20 protein-coding genes are annotated in these 21425 nt (G+C 65.9%); 7 read left to right on the top strand and 13 right to left on the bottom strand.

Going from position 1 to position 21425, the window contains the following annotated elements; all coding sequences use genetic code 11:
- The first annotated feature begins 117 nt into the window (after positions 1-117).
- The gene (locus tag LZC95_37605) at positions 118-3087 is read left to right on the top strand and encodes a DEAD/DEAH box helicase (protein ID WXA92158.1); all 2970 of its coding nucleotides are present in this window, start codon (positions 118-120) and stop codon (positions 3085-3087) included.
- 177 nt (positions 3088-3264) lie between these two features.
- Here the strand turns inward: LZC95_37605 and kduI are convergent, their stop codons facing one another.
- Positions 3265-4113, bottom strand: a complete 849-nt coding sequence (gene kduI / locus LZC95_37600; GenBank protein WXA92157.1) for a 5-dehydro-4-deoxy-D-glucuronate isomerase — start codon at positions 4111-4113, stop codon at positions 3265-3267.
- A gap of 107 nt (positions 4114-4220) precedes the next feature.
- On the opposite strand from kduI, the gene LZC95_37595 reads away from it, so the two are divergent.
- The gene (locus LZC95_37595; GenBank protein WXA92156.1) at positions 4221-4487 is read left to right on the top strand and encodes a hypothetical protein; all 267 of its coding nucleotides are present in this window, start codon (positions 4221-4223) and stop codon (positions 4485-4487) included.
- 7 nt (positions 4488-4494) lie between these two features.
- On the opposite strand, the gene LZC95_37590 is transcribed toward LZC95_37595, so the two are convergent.
- Complete coding sequence (locus LZC95_37590) at positions 4495-5925, bottom strand: DNA photolyase family protein (GenBank protein ID WXA92155.1); 1431 nt, start codon at positions 5923-5925, stop codon at positions 4495-4497.
- Positions 5922-6950 (bottom strand): LacI family DNA-binding transcriptional regulator, encoded by a 1029-nt coding sequence (locus LZC95_37585; GenBank protein ID WXA92154.1) that lies wholly within the window; start codon positions 6948-6950, stop codon positions 5922-5924. The genes LZC95_37590 and LZC95_37585 overlap by 4 nt, the downstream gene beginning before the upstream one ends.
- 109 nt (positions 6951-7059) lie before the next feature.
- Between LZC95_37585 and LZC95_37580 the strand changes: the two genes are divergently transcribed.
- Together LZC95_37580 and LZC95_37575 are read left to right on the top strand one after the other, a co-directional pair.
- On the top strand, positions 7060-7941 hold the full coding sequence (locus LZC95_37580; protein WXA92153.1) for a fumarylacetoacetate hydrolase family protein: 882 nt from the start codon (positions 7060-7062) through the stop codon (positions 7939-7941).
- Positions 7938-9230: an MFS transporter gene (locus LZC95_37575; protein ID WXA92152.1), complete on the top strand. Its 1293-nt coding sequence runs from the start codon at positions 7938-7940 to the stop codon at positions 9228-9230. The genes LZC95_37580 and LZC95_37575 overlap by 4 nt, the downstream gene beginning before the upstream one ends.
- A 58-nt stretch (positions 9231-9288) precedes the next feature.
- On the opposite strand, the gene LZC95_37570 is transcribed toward LZC95_37575, so the two are convergent.
- From LZC95_37570 to LZC95_37555, 4 genes are all read right to left on the bottom strand, one after another.
- Positions 9289-9594 (bottom strand): four helix bundle protein, encoded by a 306-nt coding sequence (locus LZC95_37570; protein ID WXA92151.1) that lies wholly within the window; start codon positions 9592-9594, stop codon positions 9289-9291.
- A gap of 306 nt (positions 9595-9900) precedes the next feature.
- A complete protein-coding gene (locus LZC95_37565) occupies positions 9901-10059 on the bottom strand; it encodes a hypothetical protein (GenBank protein WXA92150.1) in 159 nt (52 codons plus the stop codon).
- Positions 10060-10099: 40 nt separating this feature from the next.
- Entirely contained in the window at positions 10100-10399 is a 300-nt protein-coding gene (locus LZC95_37560; GenBank protein ID WXA92149.1) for a hypothetical protein, read from the bottom strand.
- 38 nt (positions 10400-10437) lie between these two features.
- A complete protein-coding gene (locus LZC95_37555; protein WXA92148.1) occupies positions 10438-11130 on the bottom strand; it encodes a dual specificity protein phosphatase family protein in 693 nt (230 codons plus the stop codon).
- Between the two features lie 128 nt (positions 11131-11258).
- Between LZC95_37555 and LZC95_37550 the strand changes: the two genes are divergently transcribed.
- On the top strand, positions 11259-12935 hold the full coding sequence (locus LZC95_37550; protein ID WXA92147.1) for a hypothetical protein: 1677 nt from the start codon (positions 11259-11261) through the stop codon (positions 12933-12935).
- Positions 12936-13023: 88 nt separating this feature from the next.
- Here LZC95_37550 and LZC95_37545 read toward each other — a convergent pair whose 3' ends face one another.
- Entirely contained in the window at positions 13024-13305 is a 282-nt protein-coding gene (locus LZC95_37545; GenBank protein WXA92146.1) for a DUF427 domain-containing protein, read from the bottom strand.
- Positions 13306-13519: 214 nt separating this feature from the next.
- On the opposite strand from LZC95_37545, the gene LZC95_37540 reads away from it, so the two are divergent.
- On the top strand, positions 13520-13903 hold the full coding sequence (locus LZC95_37540; GenBank protein WXA92145.1) for a response regulator: 384 nt from the start codon (positions 13520-13522) through the stop codon (positions 13901-13903).
- Between the two features lie 3 nt (positions 13904-13906).
- Here the strand turns inward: LZC95_37540 and LZC95_37535 are convergent, their stop codons facing one another.
- Positions 13907-15037: a VWA domain-containing protein gene (locus tag LZC95_37535; GenBank protein ID WXA92144.1), complete on the bottom strand. Its 1131-nt coding sequence runs from the start codon at positions 15035-15037 to the stop codon at positions 13907-13909.
- 135 nt (positions 15038-15172) lie between these two features.
- Here LZC95_37535 and LZC95_37530 point away from each other — a divergent pair, with 135 nt between their 5' ends.
- Positions 15173-16417 (top strand): serine/threonine protein kinase, encoded by a 1245-nt coding sequence (locus tag LZC95_37530; protein ID WXA92143.1) that lies wholly within the window; start codon positions 15173-15175, stop codon positions 16415-16417.
- Here the strand turns inward: LZC95_37530 and LZC95_37525 are convergent.
- From LZC95_37525 to LZC95_37510, 4 genes are read right to left on the bottom strand one after another with little or no spacing between them, the layout of a single operon-like run.
- The gene (locus LZC95_37525) at positions 16377-17255 is read right to left on the bottom strand and encodes a hypothetical protein (GenBank protein WXA92142.1); all 879 of its coding nucleotides are present in this window, start codon (positions 17253-17255) and stop codon (positions 16377-16379) included. The genes LZC95_37530 and LZC95_37525 overlap by 41 nt on opposite strands.
- A complete protein-coding gene (locus LZC95_37520; GenBank protein WXA92141.1) occupies positions 17256-19838 on the bottom strand; it encodes an Hsp70 family protein in 2583 nt (860 codons plus the stop codon). It abuts the gene before it with no gap.
- Between the two features lie 5 nt (positions 19839-19843).
- Positions 19844-20158, bottom strand: a complete 315-nt coding sequence (locus LZC95_37515) for a hypothetical protein (protein ID WXA92140.1) — start codon at positions 20156-20158, stop codon at positions 19844-19846.
- Positions 20155-21393, bottom strand: a complete 1239-nt coding sequence (locus LZC95_37510; protein ID WXA92139.1) for a hypothetical protein — start codon at positions 21391-21393, stop codon at positions 20155-20157. The genes LZC95_37515 and LZC95_37510 overlap by 4 nt, the downstream gene beginning before the upstream one ends.
- Between the last annotated feature and the right edge of the window lie 32 nt (positions 21394-21425).

The raw sequence follows: 21425 nt of genomic DNA, 5'->3' as shown, positions 1-21425 counted from the left end.
GCCGGCAAGTTGCACTCTGGGTGACACCCATGCTTTCGCTCGCTTCTCGCGGCGTCTTTTCAGGGCTGAGCCCTCACGTACGACAAAGTTTGCCCGAAGAGGGTAAAGAGTAGCCCCATGCGTCGACTTCTCGAGACAGTCAAAAAGGCAGCCCTCCCCGCGATGTGGACGCAAGGGGTCAAGCTGGTTCGCGAGAACTCGGTCACGCGCACGTCCAATGGCAGCGGCAACGGCGAGGTGACCCTGCGTGTGCGCGCGCCTGGCTTCGCCATCGCCCCCACGGTGACGCTTTACGTCGATGACGAAGAGTGGTCGTGCGACTGCGGCAGCAAGGTCGACCCGTGCGCCCACGTGACCGCGGCGGTCATCGCGGCCAGCTCGAAAAAGAGCGAGAGCGAGCCCGTCGAGGAGCCCAAAACAGCGCGCCTGGTCTATCGCCTCACCAACAAGCGCCGCTTGCTCTCGCTTGCGCGCGTCGTCGTCCACGAGGACGGCCGCGAAGAGGTCTTCGGCGGCACCCTCTCGTCCGATCTGGCGCGCGGGCGTGGCCCCTCCGATTTCACGCCGACGCACGAGGATCTGCTCATTGATCGCATCCTCGGCTCGCCTGCGCGCGACATCCTGCCGCTGGCGCGCATCCGCGACGTGTTCGAGGCCCTTTCGCACGGCGCGGTGGTCACCTTCGATGGCAAACCGGTGCACGTCTCCGGCGAGGGCGTGCCGCCGTGCGCGGTCGTCGAGGATGCTTCGGGCGGCGGCTTCGTGGTGCGCATCGAGAAGAACCCCGAGATGACCGACGTCGTCGCCATGGGCATCGCGCGCTTTCGCGGCGCCGGCGACGCGCCGGACGTGCTGCGGCCGCTCACCGAGACGACCACCACGGGCGATTTCCTGGAGAAGCTGCCGCTCTCCCGCACCTTCGCCCGCGCCCTCGAGACGGAGCTGGTGACCCGCGTCATCCCCGAGCTGGAGAAGACGTTTTCCGTCGTCATCAAGACGAACAAGCTCTCGCGCAAGGTCGCGCATCTCGCACCGCGCATCCACATGGACCTGTCGCACCAGGGCCACACGCTTTCGATCTTGCCCATTCTCGTCTACGGCGATCCGCCGATTGCGCGGGTCGATGGCGACGCGGTCATCGCCTACGGGAGGGACGTGCCCGTGCGCCGCCGCGACGACGAGCGCACCCTGATTTTGCGCCTGCGCGATGATTTGAACCTCGTGCCCGGCCGCCGCGTCGATCTGAATGGCACCGAGGCGATCCGCTTCGCCACCAAGCTGCGCGACTGGCAGATCCGCACCGGCGACGAGTCGCATGCGCGCGTCTTCGAGAACCGCTCCCTCTCACCGCGCCTCGACTTGGAAAATGGCCTTTTCGACGTGGTCTTCGAGTGCGATGGCACTCCGCCGAACGTCGAACTCGACGGCCCCGACTCGCGCAACCCCGCCGGTCGCCGCGCCGATGCCGAAGCCGTCATCCGCGCTTGGCGCGACGGCCTAGATCTGGTCCCGTTGCAAGGGGGAGGCTGGGCACCGCTTCCGGCGAAGTGGCTCAGTGAACACGGGCACCTGGTGGCCGATCTTCTGGCCGCGCGCGATTCGGAGAAGCGGCTTCCCACGGCCGCACTCCCCGAGCTCGGCGCCTTGTGCGACGCGCTCGATACGCCCAAGCCGCTCGGCTTTGGCAAGCTGCGGCCGTTGGTCGAAGGCTTCGCGGGCATCCCGCACTCGGATCTGCCCGAGGGCATTTTCGCGGAGCTGCGCGCTTACCAAAAGGTGGGCGTCGACTGGCTCTCGTTCTTGCGCGACGCCGAATTGGGGGCCGTTCTGGCCGACGACATGGGTCTCGGAAAGACGCTGCAAACGATCTGCGCCATCCGCGGGCGCACGTTGGTGGTGTGCCCGAAGAGCGTCGTCTACAACTGGGCCGACGAGATCGTGCGCTTCCGTCCCAGCCTGCGCACGCACATCTACCAAGGCGTGAATCGCAAGCTCGATCGCGATGCCGACGTGACGTTGGTGACCTACGCCGTGCTCCGCCTCGACGCGACGGTGCTGCAAAGCGAAGAGTGGGACACCGTCATTTTGGACGAGGCACAGGCCATCAAGAACCCCACGAGCCAGACGGCGCGCGCGGCCTTCGATTTGAAGGGTGCCTTCCGCGTAGCCCTCAGCGGTACGCCGGTGGAAAACCGGCTCGAGGAGCTGTGGAGCGTGATGCACTTCGCCAACCCGGGGCTGCTCGGCGGCAAGAGCGACTTCCAGGACCGCTACGCCAGCCCCATTTCCGTGGGCGATGCCTCGGCGGCTACGCGCCTTCGCACCAAGATTCGCCCCTTCGTTCTGCGCCGCATGAAGCGCGAAGTCCTTCCCGAGCTGCCGCCGCGCACGGATGCGATTCTGCACGTGGAGCTCGACGACGCCGAACGCAGCGTCTACGACGCCGTCCGGGTGGCGACGAAGAAGGACGTGGTCGCCGCGCTCTCCCAAGGCGGCAACGTGCTCGCCGCGCTGGAAGCGCTCTTGCGCCTGCGCCAAGCCGCCTGCCACGCGCAGCTTGTCCCAGGCCAGACGGCCGAGAGTTCATCCAAGGTGGAGCGCCTGCTCGAGGCCCTCGAGGAGACCACCTCGGAAGGTCACAAGGCCCTCGTCTTCTCCCAGTGGACCGGCTTCCTCGATTTGGTCGAGCCGCATCTGCGCGCGCAAGGCATCCGATTCACGCGCCTCGACGGCAGCACGCGCGATCGCGCTTCCGTCGTCTCCGAGTTCCAGGGCGAGGACGGTCCGCCGGTGATGCTCGTCTCCCTCAAGGCCGGCGGCACGGGCTTGAACCTCACCGCCGCCGACCACGTCTTCTTGCTCGACCCCTGGTGGAACCCCGCCGTCGAAGACCAAGCCGCCGACCGCGCCCACCGCATCGGCCAAGACCGCCCCGTCATGGTCTACCGCATGGTGACCAAAGACACCGTCGAAGAGCGCATCCTGGCCCTCAAAGAGAAAAAACGCGCCCTCGCCGACGTGGCATTGGGCAACGCCGACCACGCCGGCGGCATCACCCGCGACGAACTATTGGCTCTGTTGGAGTAAAGGAAGAAGGTAACCGCCAGGACGCCAAGGGTCGCCAGGATCGCCAACGGAAACGACGCTTGCCCTAATTGGGGTTTTCAGTTTGCAAGTTGGCAAACTGGAAACCCCAAAAAAGATTGTTCACCCCTGGCGATCCTGGCGACCCTTGGCGTTCCTGGCGGTCACCTTCTTCTGCGCTTATTTCAATTGGCAAATATCGAGGACGTTCATATCCGTGTAGTCGAGGTTTTCGCCGCCCATGGCCCAGATGAAGGCGTAGTTCGATGTGCCCGAGCCCATGTGGATCGACCAGGGCGGGGAGATGACGGCTTGCTCGTTGGCCACCACGATGTGGCGCTGGGCATCGGGCTGGCCCATGAAGTGGTAGACGCGTTGATCGGGTTTTAGTCCGAAGTAGAAATAGATTTCCGATCGGCGATCGTGGAGGTGCGGGGGCATCGTGTTCCAGACGCTGCCCGTCTTCAGGATCGTCAGACCGAGGAGGAGTTGCGCCGAGCGACAGATCGCGGGAACGACGTATTGGTAAATCGTGCGCTCGTTGGATGTATCCAGTGCGCCGCGCTCCAGTGGGGTCGCTTCCGCGACGGAGATCTTCTTCGTCTCGAAGCGCGCGTGCGCCGGCGTCGAGGCGAGGTAGAAACGCGCAGAGCGCGACGGCTCCACCGATTCGAAGACCAGGTCCGTCGAGCCCATGGGCACGTACAGACCGTCTTTCGGCTGCAAGGTGTACGACGTCCCGTCGACGGTCACCTTGCCCGTCCCCTCGCCGACGTTGATCACGCCGACCTCGCGACGCTCCAGAAAGGAATGGCCCGCGGCCGATGCCGGCTCCGTCTGCGCAGGCAACTTCACCGCGCGCGACACGGGCGCGACGCCGCCGATCACGAAGCGCTCGTTGTGCGAGTAATTCAGCTTGATCGAGTCGGGCGCGAAAAGCCCGTCGACCAAATAGCGTGCTCGGAGCTGATCCGACGTGACCCCGTCCATCATGTCCGGGTGGGTGGCGTGGTAGGTCTTTTCGAACATAACGGCTCTCCTTCTTCTTAGGCTTAGGTAACCGGTGTCATTTAGAATGGCAACCGCGGCCGTCGTTTTTCGACAATCTTACTGTACGCACGGTCGAACGTCTCTTCGTGCACCTTCGTGTCCTCCTTGTCCTGTTTACCGCCTGCGGATGCTACCCGAGCTCACCTGCGGACGCTCCGTCGCCCTCCACCCAAGAGCCGAAGCCTCCCGCCGTCGTCGTCGTGGTCGTTCCCGGTCCTGGTGGTGCCAATGCCACGGCTACGCCCCCACCGCCCCAGGCCACCCCCGCGAGTACCACCGGAACGGGCGTGACGGGCGTCGGTGCCGATGCCGGTGCGGAGACCAAACCGAAGCTGCCGCCCTCGGGACTCTAAGCGCCGCTCATCGCTTGGCGCGTTTCGTCGTCGAGAGGTGCTCCTCTGCCAGCGCGAGGAACCGATTGCGCGCCCCGGAGTGGTGCACCACCGGGCGGGGGTAATCGCGATCGAGCCGAACGCCCGCGGCGCGCAACACGGCATCGGGGGCTTCCCAGGGGCGGTGGATGAACTTTGCCGGCATTCGTTCGAGCTCGGGCACCCAGCGCCGGACGTAGTCGCCCTCAGGATCGAACTTCTCGCCCTGCGTCACCGGATTGAACACGCGGAAGTAAGGTTGCGCATCGCAGCCACACCCAGCGCACCACTGCCAGCCCGCGTTGTTCTGCGCCCAGTCGCCGTCGGCGAGGTACTTCATGTAGTGCGCCTCACCGCGGCGGTAATCGACGAGCAAATCCTTCGTGAGAAAGCTCGCCGAGATCATGCGCGCCCGGTTGTGCACGAAGCCCTCCCCGAGCAGCTGCCGCGCGGACGCGTCGACCACCGGGTAGCCCGTCTTTCCTTCGACCCACGCGGACCACAGCGCCTCGTCGTTGCTCCAAGGAAAGCCGGCGAACTCGGGACGAAACGGCTCGGTGAGCAGCTCCGGTCGATCCCAAAGGGTGCTGTGCGTGAACTCCCGCCAAACGAGCTCGTTGAGAAACGACTTCGCCGCCTTCGACCGGCTGAGCGCCCGCTCCACCTCGGTCCACACGGTGCGGATCGACAGCGTTCCAAACTTGATGTCCGCCGAAAGCCGGCTCGTCCCCGCGCGATCGAGCCTATCGCGCCCCACGTCGTACTCGGCCGCAGGGCCGTCGAGGAAATGCTTCAACCGCGCCCGCGCCGCGCGTTCGCCGCCTGGCAAAAGGTTCGCGTTCGGCGTGATGCCCAGCGATTCACACGTGGGAATGGGCACCGACTTGGCCGAGATCCCATCCGGCGGGGGCGGGAGCGTTTTCGGCGCGGCGAGTGGCTTGCCGATGTCGGCCGCCGCCGCGAAGGCTCGCGCGAATGCCGTGAACACCGAGTACGGCTTTCCGGCACCCGTGCGCAACGTCCCCGGCGGCACCAGCGTCTCGCCCTCGTACACGTCGAACGGCACGCGCAGCGCCTCGCGCACGCGGCGATCGCGCTCGCGTCCGAATGGCTCGACCCAGCGATGCGCGACCACCCGATCGACTTTCCACCGTGCCGCGAGGCGGGGCACCACCTCGGTGCTCTTTCCCGCGACGACCCAGAGACGCGAGCCACGCTGCGCGAGGTTCGCCTCCAGCGCGCGCAGCGAATCGAGCAGCACCTGCATGCGATGCGGGAGCTCGCGCGCCCGCTCCGGTGCGAAGAAATAGGGATCGAGCACGAACAACGCGATGACCTCGCCGTGACCCAGCGCGTCGCGCAGCGGCGCATGATCCGCGATGCGCAGATCCTTGCCGCGGTACCAGACCAGCGTCCTCACGCGTCTTTGGGGGCCGGTCCCGTCGACTCGCGCACGACCAGCGTCGGCAAGATCGCCTGCGGATCGTAGCGCACGCCGTGGGCGTCCCCGACGCTGCGCAGAAGCTGGTCGGCGGCGATGCGACCGACCTCGCGCGTCGGCGTGCAGACCGTCGTCAGCGGAGGCCACACGCGCGCGGCGACCTGGAAGTCATCGTAGCCCACGACCGACAGCTCGCGCGGCACCGAGATCCCCGCCTTGCGCGCGGCGTAGAGCACGCCGGCGGCCATTTCATCGTTGCCGCAGAAGATGCCCGTGATGCGCGGCGTGCGCGCGAGCAGCTTCTCCGCGCAAGCAATGCCCGATTCGAACGAGTACGCACCCTCGGCGACGTTCTTCGACAAGAGCTTCACGTCGTGGGCGGCGAGCTCCTGCGCAAAGCCGCGCTTTCGTTCGTGCGCAGAGCGGAAGGTCGGCGGGCCGGAGATGTGCCCGACGCGACGATGCCCGAGCTCCACGAGGTGACGCGCCGCCACGATGCCTCCCACGTGGTCGTTCGTGACGACCATCGCCTCGGGATCATCCATCGCCACGGACGCGATGCGCACATAGGCGCAATCCAGCTCGTCGAAGATGGGGGGCAGGCGCTCGTCCTCGGAGGCCGAGGGCGGCAAAACCACGCCAAAGAGCTTCAATCGCTCCACGAAGTCGCGCACATCCGACAGAAACGTGGGGCTTTGCCGGTTGCACGGGTGCACGACGAGCTCGAAGCCCGAGCCCCTCATGCCGTCGAGCAGACCGGCCTGCATGTTCACCACGTACTGCGGGTTCGGGTTGTCGTAGATCATCCCGACCAGGAACGAGCGCCGGAAGGCGAGCCCTCGCGCCTGCGGATCGGGGACGAAGCCCGTTTCCGCGATGATCGCGTTGATGCGCTCCCGCGTATCGTCCCGCACCAGCGGAGACTGGTTGATGACACGCGACACCGTTTTCTTGGAGACGCGGGCCAGGCGGGCGATGTCGTTGATCGTCGGCCGGCGGTTCACCGAGAAGGGACGCTACCACCAGTGGCCGCGGTTCCGCCACAATGTGATGGCATTTTGGCGCGCGTGTCGATTGACAACAGGTAACCGGTGTCATGTAGTAACGAATGGCATGACACCGGTTTCCAGCGTGAAGCACATCGACCGAAGTGACCTAACGGCCCGCGCATTCACCGAGGCGCGCCGTCGTGCACGCTCCCTGCCCGAGTTTCCGGGCATCGTTCCGGCCGATCTGGCCACCGGCTACGCTACGCAAGAAGCCGCCATCGAGCTCTGGCCGGACGACATCATCGGCTGGAAGATCGGCAAGGTGCCGCCGCCGTTCGAAGAACGGCTCGGCGCCCCGCGCATCTGCGGCCCGATCTTTCGCCGCAAACTGCTCGTCGCCGAGGAAGCCGGCGGGCACGCGCCCATCCAGTTTCCGGTCATCGAGGGCGGTTTCGCCGCCGTCGAAGCCGAGTTCGTCGTGCGCGTGGGTCGTGACGCCCCCGCGGGCAAGCGCGAATGGACCCTGGAAGAAGCCGAGACCATGGTCGCATCGATGCACATCGGCATGGAGCCGGCCGGCAGCCCGCTGAAGACGATCAACGTGCTCGGTCCGACGGTCGTGGTGTCCGACTTCGGCAACAACAATGGTCTCATCCTCGGCCCCGAGATCCCCGACTGGCACCATCGAGCCTGGACGGACATGCCGTGCGAAACCTGGATCGATGGCATGCGCGTCGGCGTCGGCTCCGCGGCCTCGATCAGCGGCGGTCCCATCGAGGCGTTGCGCTATTTGCTCGAGCATCTGGCCACGCGCAATCGCCCCCTCCGAGCGGGCGATCTGATCTCGACGGGCGCCGCCACGGGCATTCATGACGTTCTCGCAGGCCAGACCGCCTTGGTGCGCTTTGGCTCGTATGGCGAGATCCCTTGCGTGGCCGTGAAGGCCCGCGAACTTCCTTCCTTCGGGGAGGGCTGGGGAGGGGGACAAGGAAACGGAGTGCGATGACCCTCGAAACGACCGTTGAATCGGCCGCTTCCGCGACGCCCAAGTCCTCGTTTGGTTATCGGTATGTGATCGTCTCGCTGCTCTTCGCGGCCATGGTGGTGAACTACATCGATCGCCAGATGATCGGTGTGCTCAAGCCGACGTTGTCGAAGGAGTTCGCCTGGCGCGAGACGGACTACGCGGACATCGTCTTCTGGTTCCAGGCTTCGTACGCGGTCAGCTACCTCTTTTTCGGCCGCGTGATGGATCGCATCGGTGCGCGCGCAGGCTTCGCGGTCGCGTACTGCATCTGGCAGCTCGCGCACATCGCGCACGCCGGGGCGACCTCCCTCGTCAGCTTCACCGCAGCGCGCATGGCGCTCGGCGTTGGCGAAGGCGGTGGCTTCCCCGCCGGCATCAAAGCCGTCACCGAATGGTTCCCCAAGAAGGGGCGCGCCTTCGCGACCGGCTTGTTCAACGCCGGCACGAACATCGGCGCCATCCTCACGCCGCTCATCGTGCCGTACATCACACTGCGATGGGGCTGGCCCGCCTGTTTCATCGTCACCGGCGTGGTGGCGCTGCTCTGGTTGCCCATCTGGCTCTTCTTCTACCGCCGTCCCGCGGAGCATCCGCGCGTCACGCGCGAGGAGCTCGCGTACATCCAGCAGGACCCGCCCGATCCCGTGGAGAAGATCGGCTGGCTGCGCCTGCTCCGCGTGAAGGAGACGTGGGCTTTCGCGCTGGGCAAGTTCCTCATCGATCCGATCTGGTGGATGTTCCTCTTTTGGCTGCCCGACTTCTTGAACAAGCGCCACGGTCTGAACCTGAAGTCGTTCGGCCCGCCGCTCGTCGTCATCTATTTGCTGTCCGACGTGGGCAGCATCGGGGGAGGGTGGCTCTCATCCCAAATGATGAAGCGCGGCCTCTCGATGAACCGCGCGCGCAAGACGGCCATGCTCATCTGCGCCTTCTGCGCCATCCCCGTAGGCTTCGCAGCCTTCGCCGAGAACCTCTGGGTCGCGGTGGGCATCATCGGCCTAGCCACAGCCGCCCACCAGGGTTTCTCCGCGAATTTGTACACCCTACCTGGCGACGTCTTCCCGCGCGCTGCCGTGGGTTCGGTCGTGGGCATCGGGGGAATGCTCGGGGCTTTTGGCGGCATGGCGATGGCCAAGTACGCGGGCTTCGTCCTGGAGAAGATCGGGAGCTACACGCCCATCTTCGTAGTAGCCGCCTCCGCCTACCTAGTCGCACTCACCGTCGTGCACCTGATCTCACCGAAATTGTCACCGGCCAAGGTGGACTGAGGGCCGTTGATGTGACGCGGAGCGCGGGAGACGAGCTCCCGCGCGTGCAGCGGTTGCGTCAGCGCGCCAGGGCAGTAAGCAGTGCGACGAGGTGTTTCGCGATGGCGACGCACCGAGCCGCGGCGCTCTCTTCGACGTCGCCGACGAGCGCGCAGATTTCGACCGCAGCCACTGCTTCCACAGCCTCGCCGCGCGCGATGGCGAAAGCGCGCGCCTTGTCCGGACGCGTGATGCGGCCGGCGCCTTCCGCCGTATTGAGGCAGGCGCTCTTTGCCGAGCGCATGGCTTCATCGCGAAACTTCGGGTCGCGAATGTTGGCCGCTTTCACAGCGAGCAGGAACTCGACCGCGACCTGATAGGCCACGAGGGAATGGTGCGGAAGTGCGGAGCGCGGGGGCATGTTTTGATCGGTCATGCCCCAACCCGCGCAGGCCCCGTGACAGCGACACGCCTCACGGGCGTCAGGGACGGAGCTGGCGCGGGGCGTGCGCGCACAGGCATGACCGATCAAAACATGTCCCCGCGCGGAGTGAAGCATTTTGGCGTGGGCGTGAGGTCAGGGCTAGGCGTGGGCGTGGGCGTGGGCGTGAGGTCAGGGCCGGGCGTGAGCGTGGGCGTAGGCGTGGGCGTGAGGTCAGGGCTAGGCGTGGGCGCGAGCGTGGGGTCAGGGCTAGGCGTGGGCGTGAGAAGAAGGCGGAACGAGCGGCGAGATTTCCCCCACGCTCACGCTCACGCCTACGCTCACGCCCAGCCCCACGCCTACGCTTACGCCCAGCCCCACGCCTACGCTCACGCCCAGCCCCACGCTCACGCCCAGCCCCACGCTCACGCCCAGCCCCACGCCTACGCGCAGCCCTATCGCTCTAACCCTAGCTCTCCAGCGCCCGCCGAATTTCGTCCGGTAGGCTCTCTTGCGATAGCGCCAGCTCGTCGACCATGAGGCGTAATTTGCCGCGTTCGGAGTCGCTGAGGCGGCCGTCGGCGGAGAAGTGGGAGAAGCTCTTTCGGATGAAATCGATGAGGAGCGCGTCCACGCGGGCGGCGGGGAGGCCGCCCGTGGCGACCGCGGTCCATAACTCCTTGCGCTCTTCGTCGGTGACGATGCCGTCGGAGAAAATGCGAGCCAGCATGCCGGTGAAACGACGCTCGACGGAGGCGGAATCAGACATCTGCGCGAGGATACCATCATCGCGCGGCCCTTTGGAGACTACTCGGCTGCGCTCGCCGTTCGCGGCGATTCCACCAGGCGCACGTAGGACCGCTGCCGCGCGCTCATCGATACCAGTGGCCGCTTGGCCTTGAGCAACGCTTCGGCCTCCTCCAAATCGCGCACCAGCCCGCGGCGAATCAGCAGCGCTGCCACCACCATCGCCGAGCGGCCATGCCCGAAGGCACAATGCACGAACAACCCGCGCGAGTCCGCGGCGAGTCGCTCCACCGTCTCGCGGAACACCTCCGGATCGGGCACCGAAGCATCGAGCGCCGGCAGACAAAGGTAAGCGCGTCCCGCGTGCACCACCCGACGCCGAACGGGTAGCTCCGCGGTCACGTCCACCACCAGATCCACGCCCTTCGGCAGATCATGCTCTCCCGGCCAGCGCCCGATCCACAGCCCCGGCACGATCTCGTTGCAGGCATCCTCGCGCACGAACAGACGAAAGAGGCCCCACGAGGTCTGCGAGAAAAGAAGGAACGGCAGGAAAAAAAGATACGAGAGGGGCGCAATCGTTCCGTCCATCCTCTTACCGACCAACCCCGGGCGTTTGCCGGCGTAGCCAAGGATGACCACCGCCCAGAAGCTCGCCGCGGGCCATAGAAGAATCCAGAAAGCCCCTCCGAGTGCGGCCGCGATGCCGGCGAACGCAAGGCCAATTGAAAAGAGAATGGTCGGATATGTCACGGGATTGGCTTTCTGTGCGACTCCGCGAGAGTATGGCTCGCGCGAGGATGCAGATCGTCGACTTCTATAAGCTGACGCGTCCTGTCCAGGAGCGTTTTCTTGGGTCGGTCCGGGGGAGCGGAATGCCCGTGCCGATCTTGGAGGTGCGCATCGGTCCGAAGGAGCCTTACGCGTGGCTCGGCCTCAGCGCCGTCGCGGCGCTCGTGCTTCTCGTTCTGTACCGCCTCGGGTACGGGTCGCTCGACAGCTCCTTCGCCATCCAGAAGACCTGGACCATCGCCGCCTACGTGCTCGTGGCCGTCATTGCCTTCGGCGTCGTGCGGGCGCTCGCGGTCTGGCGGGACGTGCGCGTCCTTCCGTACAAGCCGGGTGTCTACGTCTTTCCCATCGGCGTCATCGATGCGCGGCGGCACAAGATGCGCGTATACCACCTCGCCGAGCTTCAATCGGTGGAGGGGCCCTCGCCCGGGAACCAGTTCGTGCTCACCTTCACCGACGGGCCGCGCTTCGTCTTTCCCGCGCCCGATCCGGCGAAGGCCGAGCAAGCGCTGCGCAGCCTGACCGCGGCCCGCACGCAGCACATCGAGGCCGTGGCCGCCCGCGAGAGCATCCGCCCCAAGGCCATCGCGGCCATCGACCCTCTGCAGGACGGCGGCTTTGCCAGCCCGCTCGTGCCGAAAACGCCCATTGCGCGCAATATTCCGCTCTGGGCGCGGAGCTGGCTCGTGGCCCCCACCATCGGATTCCTCGCCGGCCATGCGCTCTGGACGGGGCGCAACATCTGGAGCGACGAGCGCATGTTCCAGAAGGCGCAGACCAAGAACGACGTGGCCTCGTACCGCGCGTACCTGGCGCGCGGCAAGGCCGACTCGAAGTACCGCCCCCAGGTGCAAGACCGACTTCTGCCGCTCGCAGAGCTTCGCGAGGCCGAGCGCGCGGGCACCGTCGAGGCCATCGAGGGGTACATCCAGTCGCACCCCAACTCGAAGATTCAAGGGGACGTGGACAAGGTGCGGCGCGCGGCGATGCTGGCCGAGCTCGAAAAGACGAAGCAGTCCGGCACCGTCAGCGCGCTGAACGAATTCGAGCAGCGCCATCCGGACCACCGGCTCGTTCCGGAGATTCAAGCGGCGAAGCATGCGGTGTACTCCGGCGCGTTCGAGTCGTACCGGCCGCTGGCCAACCCCAAGGATTCCGCCGCGCAGGCCTTCGTGGAGCGCTTGCTCGCCTTTGCCGAACGCAAAGGGCCGCGCGTCGAAATCCGCTTCCAGCGCGAGATTGGAAAGGCCCTCGAGAAGGCCGATGCCGCGGTCGGCAAGAGCAGCAAGTTCATGGGCGTCCAATCCTTCCCCACGCGGTATTTCGATGTCGCGCACGCCCACACGCGCGAGGCCTTCGCCGGGAAGATTCTCGTCGAGCGCTTCTCGGAAGCGTTTCCAAAGGATGTCCTCGACATCCAGATCGGCGAGCCCCTTCTCGATCCCGATGCGCCGCTACCCGAGCCGACCGTGCCCACGCTCTTCATCGAGCACACCGCCGATTGGTCCGGCGGGACGGCCAGTTCCGACGTTCCGCGCGGCGTCTTCGTGGTGGTCGGCGTCACCTTCGACGTGACCTTCCGCATCCCCGGTGATGCCAAGCCGTACAAATTCAAAATGACGTCGTGGCGGGCACCGCGCATGGACTCCATCAAAGGTGCCCAGCAGCCCGCCGAGGAGATTATCTACGAACAGATCGCCCACGACGCGTTCGATCAGTTCACCCGGAAGTTCCTCGCGAACTTCTTCAAGGACACCGCGAAATAACCGGAACCGAAGGTTCACTCGCTTCGCTCGTGGACCTTCGTGGACTACGTGCACTATCGGCCTTGCAGGCCTGCGTGCACTCCGTCCGCTACGGTTCTACGCTCACCCCGTGCCAAAAGGCGACGCGGTTGGCGAGGCGTTGGGCGGCGGGCTTGGGCGTCGGGTAGTACCAAGCGGCGCCAACGTTCTCTTCGCCATCGACGACGAGATCGTAATAGCTGCACACACCCTTCCATCCGCACACGGTGTGGCGAGCGCTGGGGCGAAAGTACTGCGTCGCGAGCGATGTCTTCGGAAAATAGGCGTTTCCCTCGATCATCACGATGTCATCGCTCTCAGCGATAACTGCCCCGTTCCAAATCGCCTTCATCGGTTCGTAAGATCCGACGTTGGGTTCACGTCCACCGCTCGTCAAGCGCTTTTCATGCCAGTCGAGCTACGACGCGCTACGGGATGTCGCGTGCGCTTGAGTCAAAAGCCATGCGCAAATGTTGACGCAGCGTTTCTGAATTGAAGGAAAGCAACTCGCCGTTGCAACATGGCTCTGCTTGGCGAGCTCGTTTCCGCGGAATAACATCCCGGGTGTGACTACCAAGTTCGTGCTCGTGGTCGACGACGACGTCGACATACGTGAGGCGGTGACAGGCGCATTGCAGGAAGAAGGCTACGAAGTTGCAAGCGCGGGCAACGGTGAGGAGGCTCTCGCGTACTTGCAGTCGCCCGGCTCCAAGCGCCCCCACCTCATCTTGCTCGATTTGATGATGCCCATCATGTCGGGCTCGGAATTCCGAGCGGCCCAGGAGGCCGATCCGTCACTTTCGGCCATCCCGGTTGTCCTCGTTTCCGCCTCGGGCGATGTCGTGGCCCGCGCCGATTCGATGCGCGTCGCCGGCGTGGTGCGCAAGCCTCTGAGCCTCGACATCTTGATCGACAATGTCGAGCGCTACGCCGACAAACGCTCGAACTGACGCTTACTTCACGTCCACCTGCGTCGCGCACCCGAAGGCGAGGGTCAGCTTTCCATCGCGGTCCGACTGCACACCCGTGCACATCGTCGGGCAAAGCGTGATCCTCTTCGGCGCGCTCGGATCGTCGTAGCGCCAGCCCGCGCCGTTCGCGCAATCCTTGCTGTACGAAATGACCTGGTGCTTGCCGCCGGCCGAATAGACGACGTTCACCTGGGTCGGATCGAGCGTCTTGCCCGCGGGCGGAGGCGGAATGGTGAAATCGCACGAGAGCGTCTGCGAACGAATGCGCTCGAGCGCCTTCTGGAAGAGCCCCGTCGTGTTCGCAGGATCGCGCACGTCGACCATGATGGCCTCCTGCGTACCTCCCGCGGAGGCGATGGCGTTCAAACTGTCCAAGGCCGGGCCCACGCCGATGACGTACGTGCGGATCGAAGGCGCATTCAAATAGGCATCGCGCGCGGTCTTGGCGACCGTCGGTATATTGTTATTTGGGCAACCTTCGCTGAACTTGTCGTCGATGGTGATTCCCGGCTCGCCATCCGTCACCAACACGACCACCGTTGCGTCCCGTGGCTTCTTCGCCGCGACGCCCTTCGCATAGGAAATGGCACCCTGCAGGGCCGGCAATGTGGGCGTACCGCCCTGCGGCCGCGTCGTGTTGATGGCGTTGACCAACGGCGACGACTCCGAAAGCGGTGTGAGCTTCACCTCCGGATCGGCATAGTTGTAGGAGCAAACTTGTTCGACGGTGTCGCCAATTGGAAAGAATTGGATCGACGCGTTCATGGATTTCGATCCGGGATCGGCCAAAAAGGCCTTCATGCCGGTGCTTACCGGGATCCACTTCAACTTGGGATCGAAGGGCGGCGAATTGTTGGTATCGCCCATGCTGCCCGATTTGTCGTACATGATGACCAAATTGGCCGGTGTGAGCGCGGCATCGGTGGCCGACGTCGCACATGCGGAGAAAACACCTCCGGGCGCAAGCGGATCGCTTCCGAAGCTTCCTCCCGGGTCCTGCTTCGCCGGATCGTCGGTGGCGTTGCTGTTGTTGAACGTCGAATCGTCCCTTCCGCTGCCACATGCGGCAGTGGTCAGGCCAAGCGCGACAAACGCAAAGGACAAGAATGACACGACGGGAACCGTGCGATGACCCATGTACCCCCCTGGAATTGCGTCCCGGGTTATGCATCGACCGTTCCTGGAAAATCTAAACTCCAGGAACGCAGATTTTCCGGTGGGGCTGCCCGTCCCTGGTAGGCTACGCGCGTGGTAAGTAGACCGCCTCGGCTGCCCTCGCTGGAGTCGGACGAAGTTTCTCGCGACGAGAGGGGCCTCATCAACAAGGTCCTCGCCGGGAAATACCTCGTGCGGAGCATCATTGGCTCGGGCGGCGTCGGCACCGTCTACGAGGCCATCGATCGTGCGCTTCGCCGCACGGTCGCGATCAAAGTGCCACACAAGACCGCGACCGACGTGATTCTCCAGCGCTTCCTGCGCGAGGGGCGTGCAGGTGCGGCCATTGCGCACCCCAATGTTTGCGCACTTTTCGATGTGGGCCCGCTCGAAGATGGCACCCCGTTCCTGGTCATGGAACGACTATTCGGTGACACCCTCGCTGACCGGTTGGAGAAGCAGCCTAAGCTGGATTTGCCCAGCGTCATCACGATTATGACGCAGGTGCTCAGTGGCCTTCACGCCGCGCACGCGCAGGGCATCGTGCACCGGGATATGAAGCCGGAGAACATCTTCGTGTGCCGCCCTGTGGGTGGCGAGGCCTTGGTGAAGGTGCTCGATTTCGGTGCATCGAAGCTCGACGGCTTTTTGCTGAGCGAAGACGAAGGCCTCGATGCGCTCACCGCGACCGGTTATGCGGTGGGCACTCCTTATTATATGGCGCCCGAGCAAGCGCGCGGTGAGATGGATCCCGATGGCCGGCTCGACATTTTCGCGTGCGGCACGATCATCTACGAAGCGCTCACCGGGGTGCGTCCCTTCGAGGGGAATCACTTCAGCGAGATCTTCAAGGCCATTGCCGCGGCGAATCCCAAGCCAATCCGCAGCATCGATCCGAGCCTGCCCGAAGCGCTGACCAAAGTGCTCGCCCGGGCGATGGCACCGCAGCGCGAGTCGCGGTACCCCACCGCAGGCGCATTCTCGCGTGCGCTGGAGTCGCTGAAGCACGCCACGGCGGACTCGAAACCACAACCGGAGGAGCCGACGAGCGAACGGCTGGCTTACCTACGCCAGCGCTTTCACGAGCTCGCGGTTCTGTACCGGAAGGGCTCTTCGGGATCCGGGCAAGCTGCGTCGGGGGTGCGTTCTCCGCCCGCGGGCGACGGCTCGGCCGAGATCCCCGTGTTCTTCGACGAAGAATCGCCTTCCTCGCCGTCGTACGTACCACCGACTTTCCCAGGCGTGCCAGGTGTGTCAGGCGCGCCAGGTTCCGAGGAGTCGGCGCGGTCGCGCATCCTCACCGAGCGCGATCCGATTGGCCCGACGCGCGATCCTTAGACCGCGCGCGCGCTTCGCGCAGGTAGGAGATGGCGGCCTCGCGGTCCGAGCTCGCGAGCCGGCGAGCTTCCTCGATCAATGCGGTAGCTGCCTCGCCGCGTGACTCGAGCTCGCCCGCGCGGCGTCGTTGCGCCTCGACCCGCGCGAGCACGGCTTCGTCGAGGGGGCGCTCGCTCGGCCAACAGCGAAGCAAGGCGACGAGCCGCTCGGCCTCGACGGCGCTGAGCGCATCGCCGCGTGCCTCGGCGTGCTGGAGGCCCGTGCGCACGGCTTGTTCGCGGTGCGATGGATCGCGCTCGGCGAGCTCCGTGAGCGAGGCCAGTGCCGCGGCCCGCACGAAGCGGCTCGGTGAGCGCAGAAGCACGGAGTCGACGAAAAGCGCATCGGCGCCGCGGACGTAGCGTCGATCGAACCGCGCGGCCTCGGCCACGGCTTGCATCGAGGTGTGCGCCTCGCTGCAGAGCAACCGGACCACGTGCACGCGCGCGGCGCATTCGATGAGCGCCTCGCCTTCGTGCGCCGCGCGATCGCACGTGCGACGGAAGACGTCGAGGGCTTCGAGTTTGTCGGGCCGCTGCGACGAAGCATCGAGGCAGCGCGCCAGCAGATACAGCGACTTCGCGCGCTCGTAACGCGCCACCTCCGCACGCGCCAGGCGCACGGCAAGATGCATCAAGCCTTGGTCGATGAGGTCCGCGGCGAGGGTGGCGAGGTCCTCGTCGTGGGTCCTGGCCTTCATCTTGGCCCACAGGCGCAAGGTGCGTCCGAGCTCCCTGGCGGTCCCGAATTCGAGAACCGCCCGCAGCCCGGCGAGCGCCAGCGCGTGGAGCACCGCCACTCAACGACTCCCGCGATCGGTCACCAGGCCGATGGACGGAATGCGCTCGAGGGCGGCCTGAATGCGCTCCAGCTCCGAGGCCACCTGCTCGAGCGTGCGGCGCGTTTCGGCGATGTCGCGCTCCCCGCCCGAGGCCGCGGCAAGAGGGCGCGCGCACTTTTCGCGAAGCCACGCGACGAGCCGCTCTTTCTCCGCGAGCTGCACTCCGCGCACTTCTTCGGCGGCGGAAGGCTGGAAGTCCTCCAGGTCGAGCTCGAGGCGCGAGGCCCACGCGAAGACACTGGCAAAGCGTCGTGCGACGTAGGTCGGATCATCGTGGCGCGTGGTGGAGAGCTCCTCCTGGTACGCCGTCTCGACCAGCGCTTGCAGCTCGTTGAAAAGACGGCGCCAAGCCGGGCCGTCGGAGGCTTCGTACGCGCGCGTCGCCTCCTCGGTGATGCGTGTGAGGCGTTCCTCCCATGCCGCGCGATCCATGCCCACGAGCGGACCCGTGGCGCGGTAGACGATGCGTCGCAACGTATCGAGCACCTGCTCGAAGCGGTGCATCGGCGGGGTCATCGCCTCGTGCTCGCCGCCGCGGAACTCGTCGATGAGGAGGCGCAGCTTCTGGCAGTGCGCATCGCACTTGTCGGGATCGATGGCCAAGAGCTCCCGGATGGACGAGGAAAGCCGCTCGTATTCGCGGTGGTACGCCTGCCCGAAGGCCCCCCAGAGCGTGCGCCCGGCCTCCTCCGCCTCGTCGAGCAGGGCGAGGATGGCTTCCACCTTCTCATAGCGAACCGCCGACGGCGCCTCGACCAGGGCCCACAGCTCCTGCCCCGCGACCTCGGCCCGCGCCTCCATGCGCATCGATTCGTCGCACGAGAGCTCCAGCTCGACGCGCGATCCCACTTTGGTCTCGGGCGGCACCTCGATGACCAGCGTCTTGATGGGAAGCCGCTCCTGGAGCAGACGCAAGACGACCCGGCCGCTCTGGTCGACGGTGAAGAATTCGCGCTTCACTTTGGCGGGGAGCCCGGTGCCGTGCGAAAGGAGGACACGGCGCTCGCGCCGCCCCGCGCGCACGACCTCGAGGGCAATGTCCTTGGCCACGACGCTCGGGCGACTGAGCGCGCTGGCCCGCGGCCGCGCCTCGCCCGCGCCCACGCGGTAGAGCGCAAAGTCGAGCTCCGAGACCGTCGTACCGTTCGCGTCGAGGAGGGCGAGGGTGGCGGGGTTCTCCTCCTTCGCACCGAGCGGCACGTCGAGCCGCACGTTCTCTCCGAGCGCGAAGGCCGTTGCGCCCAGCGGCTGTCCGTCCTCGCGCACGGCCAACGTTCGCGCGCCCTCTGGCGCCTCTTCGACGCGGATGCCCAGGCGCAGCTGCTTTCCCTCGCCGGCGAGCGGCGTCAAAAACGAGACGCGCGTCTTCTTCTCCGCGTCGCCGATGCGCAACCCGCCGAGCTGTGCGGCATGGATGGCTGCCCCCAGGGCCACGCACGTATCGACTTCGTCTTGCAGCGGCTTCGTGTTCTTGCACTTTTCCGCGAGCAGCTCGGTCACCTTGCGCACCACCAGCGGCACCCGGGTCGAGCCGCCGACGAGAAGAATGTGATCGATCCCGTCGAGCCCAACCCCGGCGAGCTGCCGGCTCTTTTCCAGCGCACGCTCGCAGCAGGCGAGGGTCGTGTCGATCAAGCTTCCCACGGCGCTTTCGTACTCCGCGCGGCCAATCTCGGCTTCGTATCCAACGCTTTCGCCGCCCTGGTCGTCGAAGATGTCCTGCTTGGATACGTGCACGACGTCGCGGGTGGAGAGCGATTCTTTGATCTCTTGGGCGAGATGCACGAGTTTGGACCAACGGAGCGCATCATCGGCGTTCTGGCGAACGTCGAGCTCGAGGGCGTATCCGCGCTTCACGAGTTCGAGGCGAAGCCGCTCGGCGAAGCGCTTGTCGAGATCGTCGCCGCCGAGGTAGTTGTCACCGTCGATGGCCAGCACCTGGTACTCGCCGCCCAGGCAGCGCACGATGGAAACGTCGAAGGTGCCTCCGCCCAAGTCGTAGACGAGAAAGGTGCCGTCGCCGAGGCGATGTTTCCACGTCGCGTGGATGGCCGCGGCCGTGGGCTCTTGGAGGATGCTCAACACTTCGAGCCCGCTCTGTTCTGCCGCGCGGCGGGTGGCCTCCACTTGCGGCGCATCGAAGTAGGCCGGCACGGTGACGGTGGCACGCGCGACGCGCATCTCGACGCCTCCCGCGGCCTCTGCGGCGAGGTATTCGGCGAAGCGGGTGCGCAATTCCTTGAGGATGGCCGCCGAGATTTCCTCCGGCAGGAGCGCGTGCGGCCCTATCTCGGTGCGCGTGGTCTGTCCCATCTTGCGCTTGATGGACTCGACGATGGCGCCCCCCTTCGTCCGGCGCGCCCGCGCCGCATGCCCCACGAGCAGCGCTGCGCTCTTCGCGTCCCACGCCACCGCCGAGGGCATGGTCTTTCGCCCAAAGCGATCCGCATAGAGAAAGATGCGCCGCTCCGAGGGATGGCAAAGCGCAATCTCCGAATTGGTGGTGCCAAGATCGATTCCAACGGGGCGGTCGACGAACATGCGTCTCACTTCTTCCTGGGAAATAGAATGGGATCTTCTCGAAATGGCGTAACCGATGCTTGCGGCATGGGAGGGCACTGAACACGCGGCGACGTTGCCGCCGGCAGAGGGAGGGCGCCAGTGACAGGATGCGCACCGAACGCCGCACGCACCCGCTGCGCAGGATGAAGCGTCAACGCCTCCCACGCGGCGCGCAGCCGTTCACGCTCTTCGTCGCTGGTCGCGTCCTCCAGCAGCTCGCGAAAGCGCTCCGTGATGGCACGCGTCCCTTCGCGCGGATCGATGTCGTACGCCTCGAACGGGTTTTTGCCCGAGCTCACGGTGTCCTCCGGTACGCGCGCTGCTTGAACGCCGCCAAACGCCGGCGCGCTTCTTCCAGCGATCGCGACGTGGGATTGAGCCCCTCGGCGCGCGCCAGCATCGCCTCCATCGCCGCAATGTCCTTCTCGCCCACGAAGAACCCGGCGCGATCCATCGTGTGAATCGCCGAGCGGCACAAATAGCTGCAAAGCACGATGCGCGCGTTGCGGTGCGAAGGGCAGATGGCCAGCGCCTTCTCCGCGAACCCAATTTGCTCGGACAGCGTCGTGGCCGTTTCGGCCCGGAAGATCAGCATGTGCGCGCACGCGGCCAGATAGCCCATGGGCTCGTGGTGTTCCTCGATGCGGCGGCACAAGCTGTCCACCAGCGGATCGATGGTCGCCATGAGCGCGCGCAAATCGTCCCAGCGGTTGCCCCGATAGAGCTCCCACGCCGCGTCGCTCACTTGATCGACGACGAAGCGCTCCACGGCCTCATCGTACTCCGCCCACGACCAGAGCGTCGTCGCCGGGTGCAGAATCCGCTGCGCATCCCCCGAGAGACTGCCGCGCGCCGATGCATCCGCCATCGCTTCCGCAATCGACGAAAGGGCCGTGTCCAGCGCATGCTGCCTCTTCGAGTCGGCAAGCGCCATCGCGCGTCGCGCTAGCTCCGAGGTCGCCAATCCTGCGGTGCGGCATGCCTCCGCCACGCGCGCGAGCGTCCTCCACGCGGCCCGCGCCCGCTGGGTCCGATTGCGCGCGCCCTCCTCGGCCTCGCGCCCGAGGGCATGGATCACGTCCAGCGCGGCATCTTCCACCGCGCACTGGAGCTCGGCTGGGGAAAGTTGGGCTCCCGCCACGGCCCGCGCCAACTCGGACAAATACTGCTGCTCCTGCACCAGCGCGAGCCACGCCGCCAAGGAGCGAAGACGCGCATCGCTCGCCGCATCCGGTGCTTCCTCGCAGAGCGCTTCCGCGACCCGGTCCAAATGAAGCGCCAGATGGTGCAGAAGCTCGGGCGGCATCCCCTCGAGCGGCGCCGTTCGCACGATGTGCAGCAGCGGCTCGAGCTCCCCGCGGTCAGCCTCTTCCCGTGCACGGCGGCCCGATTCGATCCGCGCGATGCAGGCGATCAGCCCCGCGGCACGGACGGGCTGCGGCGTGCGATGCCCGGTCGTTGCCAACCAGAGTCGCTCCAGAATGCGTTCATCCTCGAGGCGAGACAGCAGCGCCTCGTCTTCGGCGCGCCACATGGGCTTCACTGTAATGGACTGCCGCCCCATTG

It is taken from the genome of Sorangiineae bacterium MSr12523 (genome assembly GCA_037157775.1).
Taxonomy (GTDB): Bacteria; Myxococcota_A; Polyangia; order Polyangiales; family Polyangiaceae; genus Pendulispora; species Pendulispora brunnea.
The sequence above is the reverse complement of the archived record's forward strand: the minus strand, read 5'-3'. Positions and strand labels throughout refer to the sequence as shown.

Bases quoted from the DNA above. Each gene is read 5' to 3' on its own strand.
- LZC95_37605 (WXA92158.1), top strand. From the start codon at position 118: ATGCGTCGACTTCTCGAGACAGTCAAAAAGGCAGCCCTCCCCGCGATG.
- kduI (WXA92157.1), bottom strand. From the start codon at position 4,113: ATGTTCGAAAAGACCTACCACGCCACCCACCCGGACATGATGGACGGG.
- LZC95_37580 (WXA92153.1), top strand. From the start codon at position 7,060: ATGACACCGGTTTCCAGCGTGAAGCACATCGACCGAAGTGACCTAACG.
- LZC95_37575 (WXA92152.1), top strand. From the start codon at position 7,938: ATGACCCTCGAAACGACCGTTGAATCGGCCGCTTCCGCGACGCCCAAG.
- LZC95_37560 (WXA92149.1), bottom strand. From the start codon at position 10,399: ATGTCTGATTCCGCCTCCGTCGAGCGTCGTTTCACCGGCATGCTGGCT.
- LZC95_37545 (WXA92146.1), bottom strand. From the start codon at position 13,305: ATGAAGGCGATTTGGAACGGGGCAGTTATCGCTGAGAGCGATGACATC.
- LZC95_37520 (WXA92141.1), bottom strand. From the start codon at position 19,838: ATGTTCGTCGACCGCCCCGTTGGAATCGATCTTGGCACCACCAATTCG.
- LZC95_37510 (WXA92139.1), bottom strand. From the start codon at position 21,393: ATGTGGCGCGCCGAAGACGAGGCGCTGCTGTCTCGCCTCGAGGATGAA.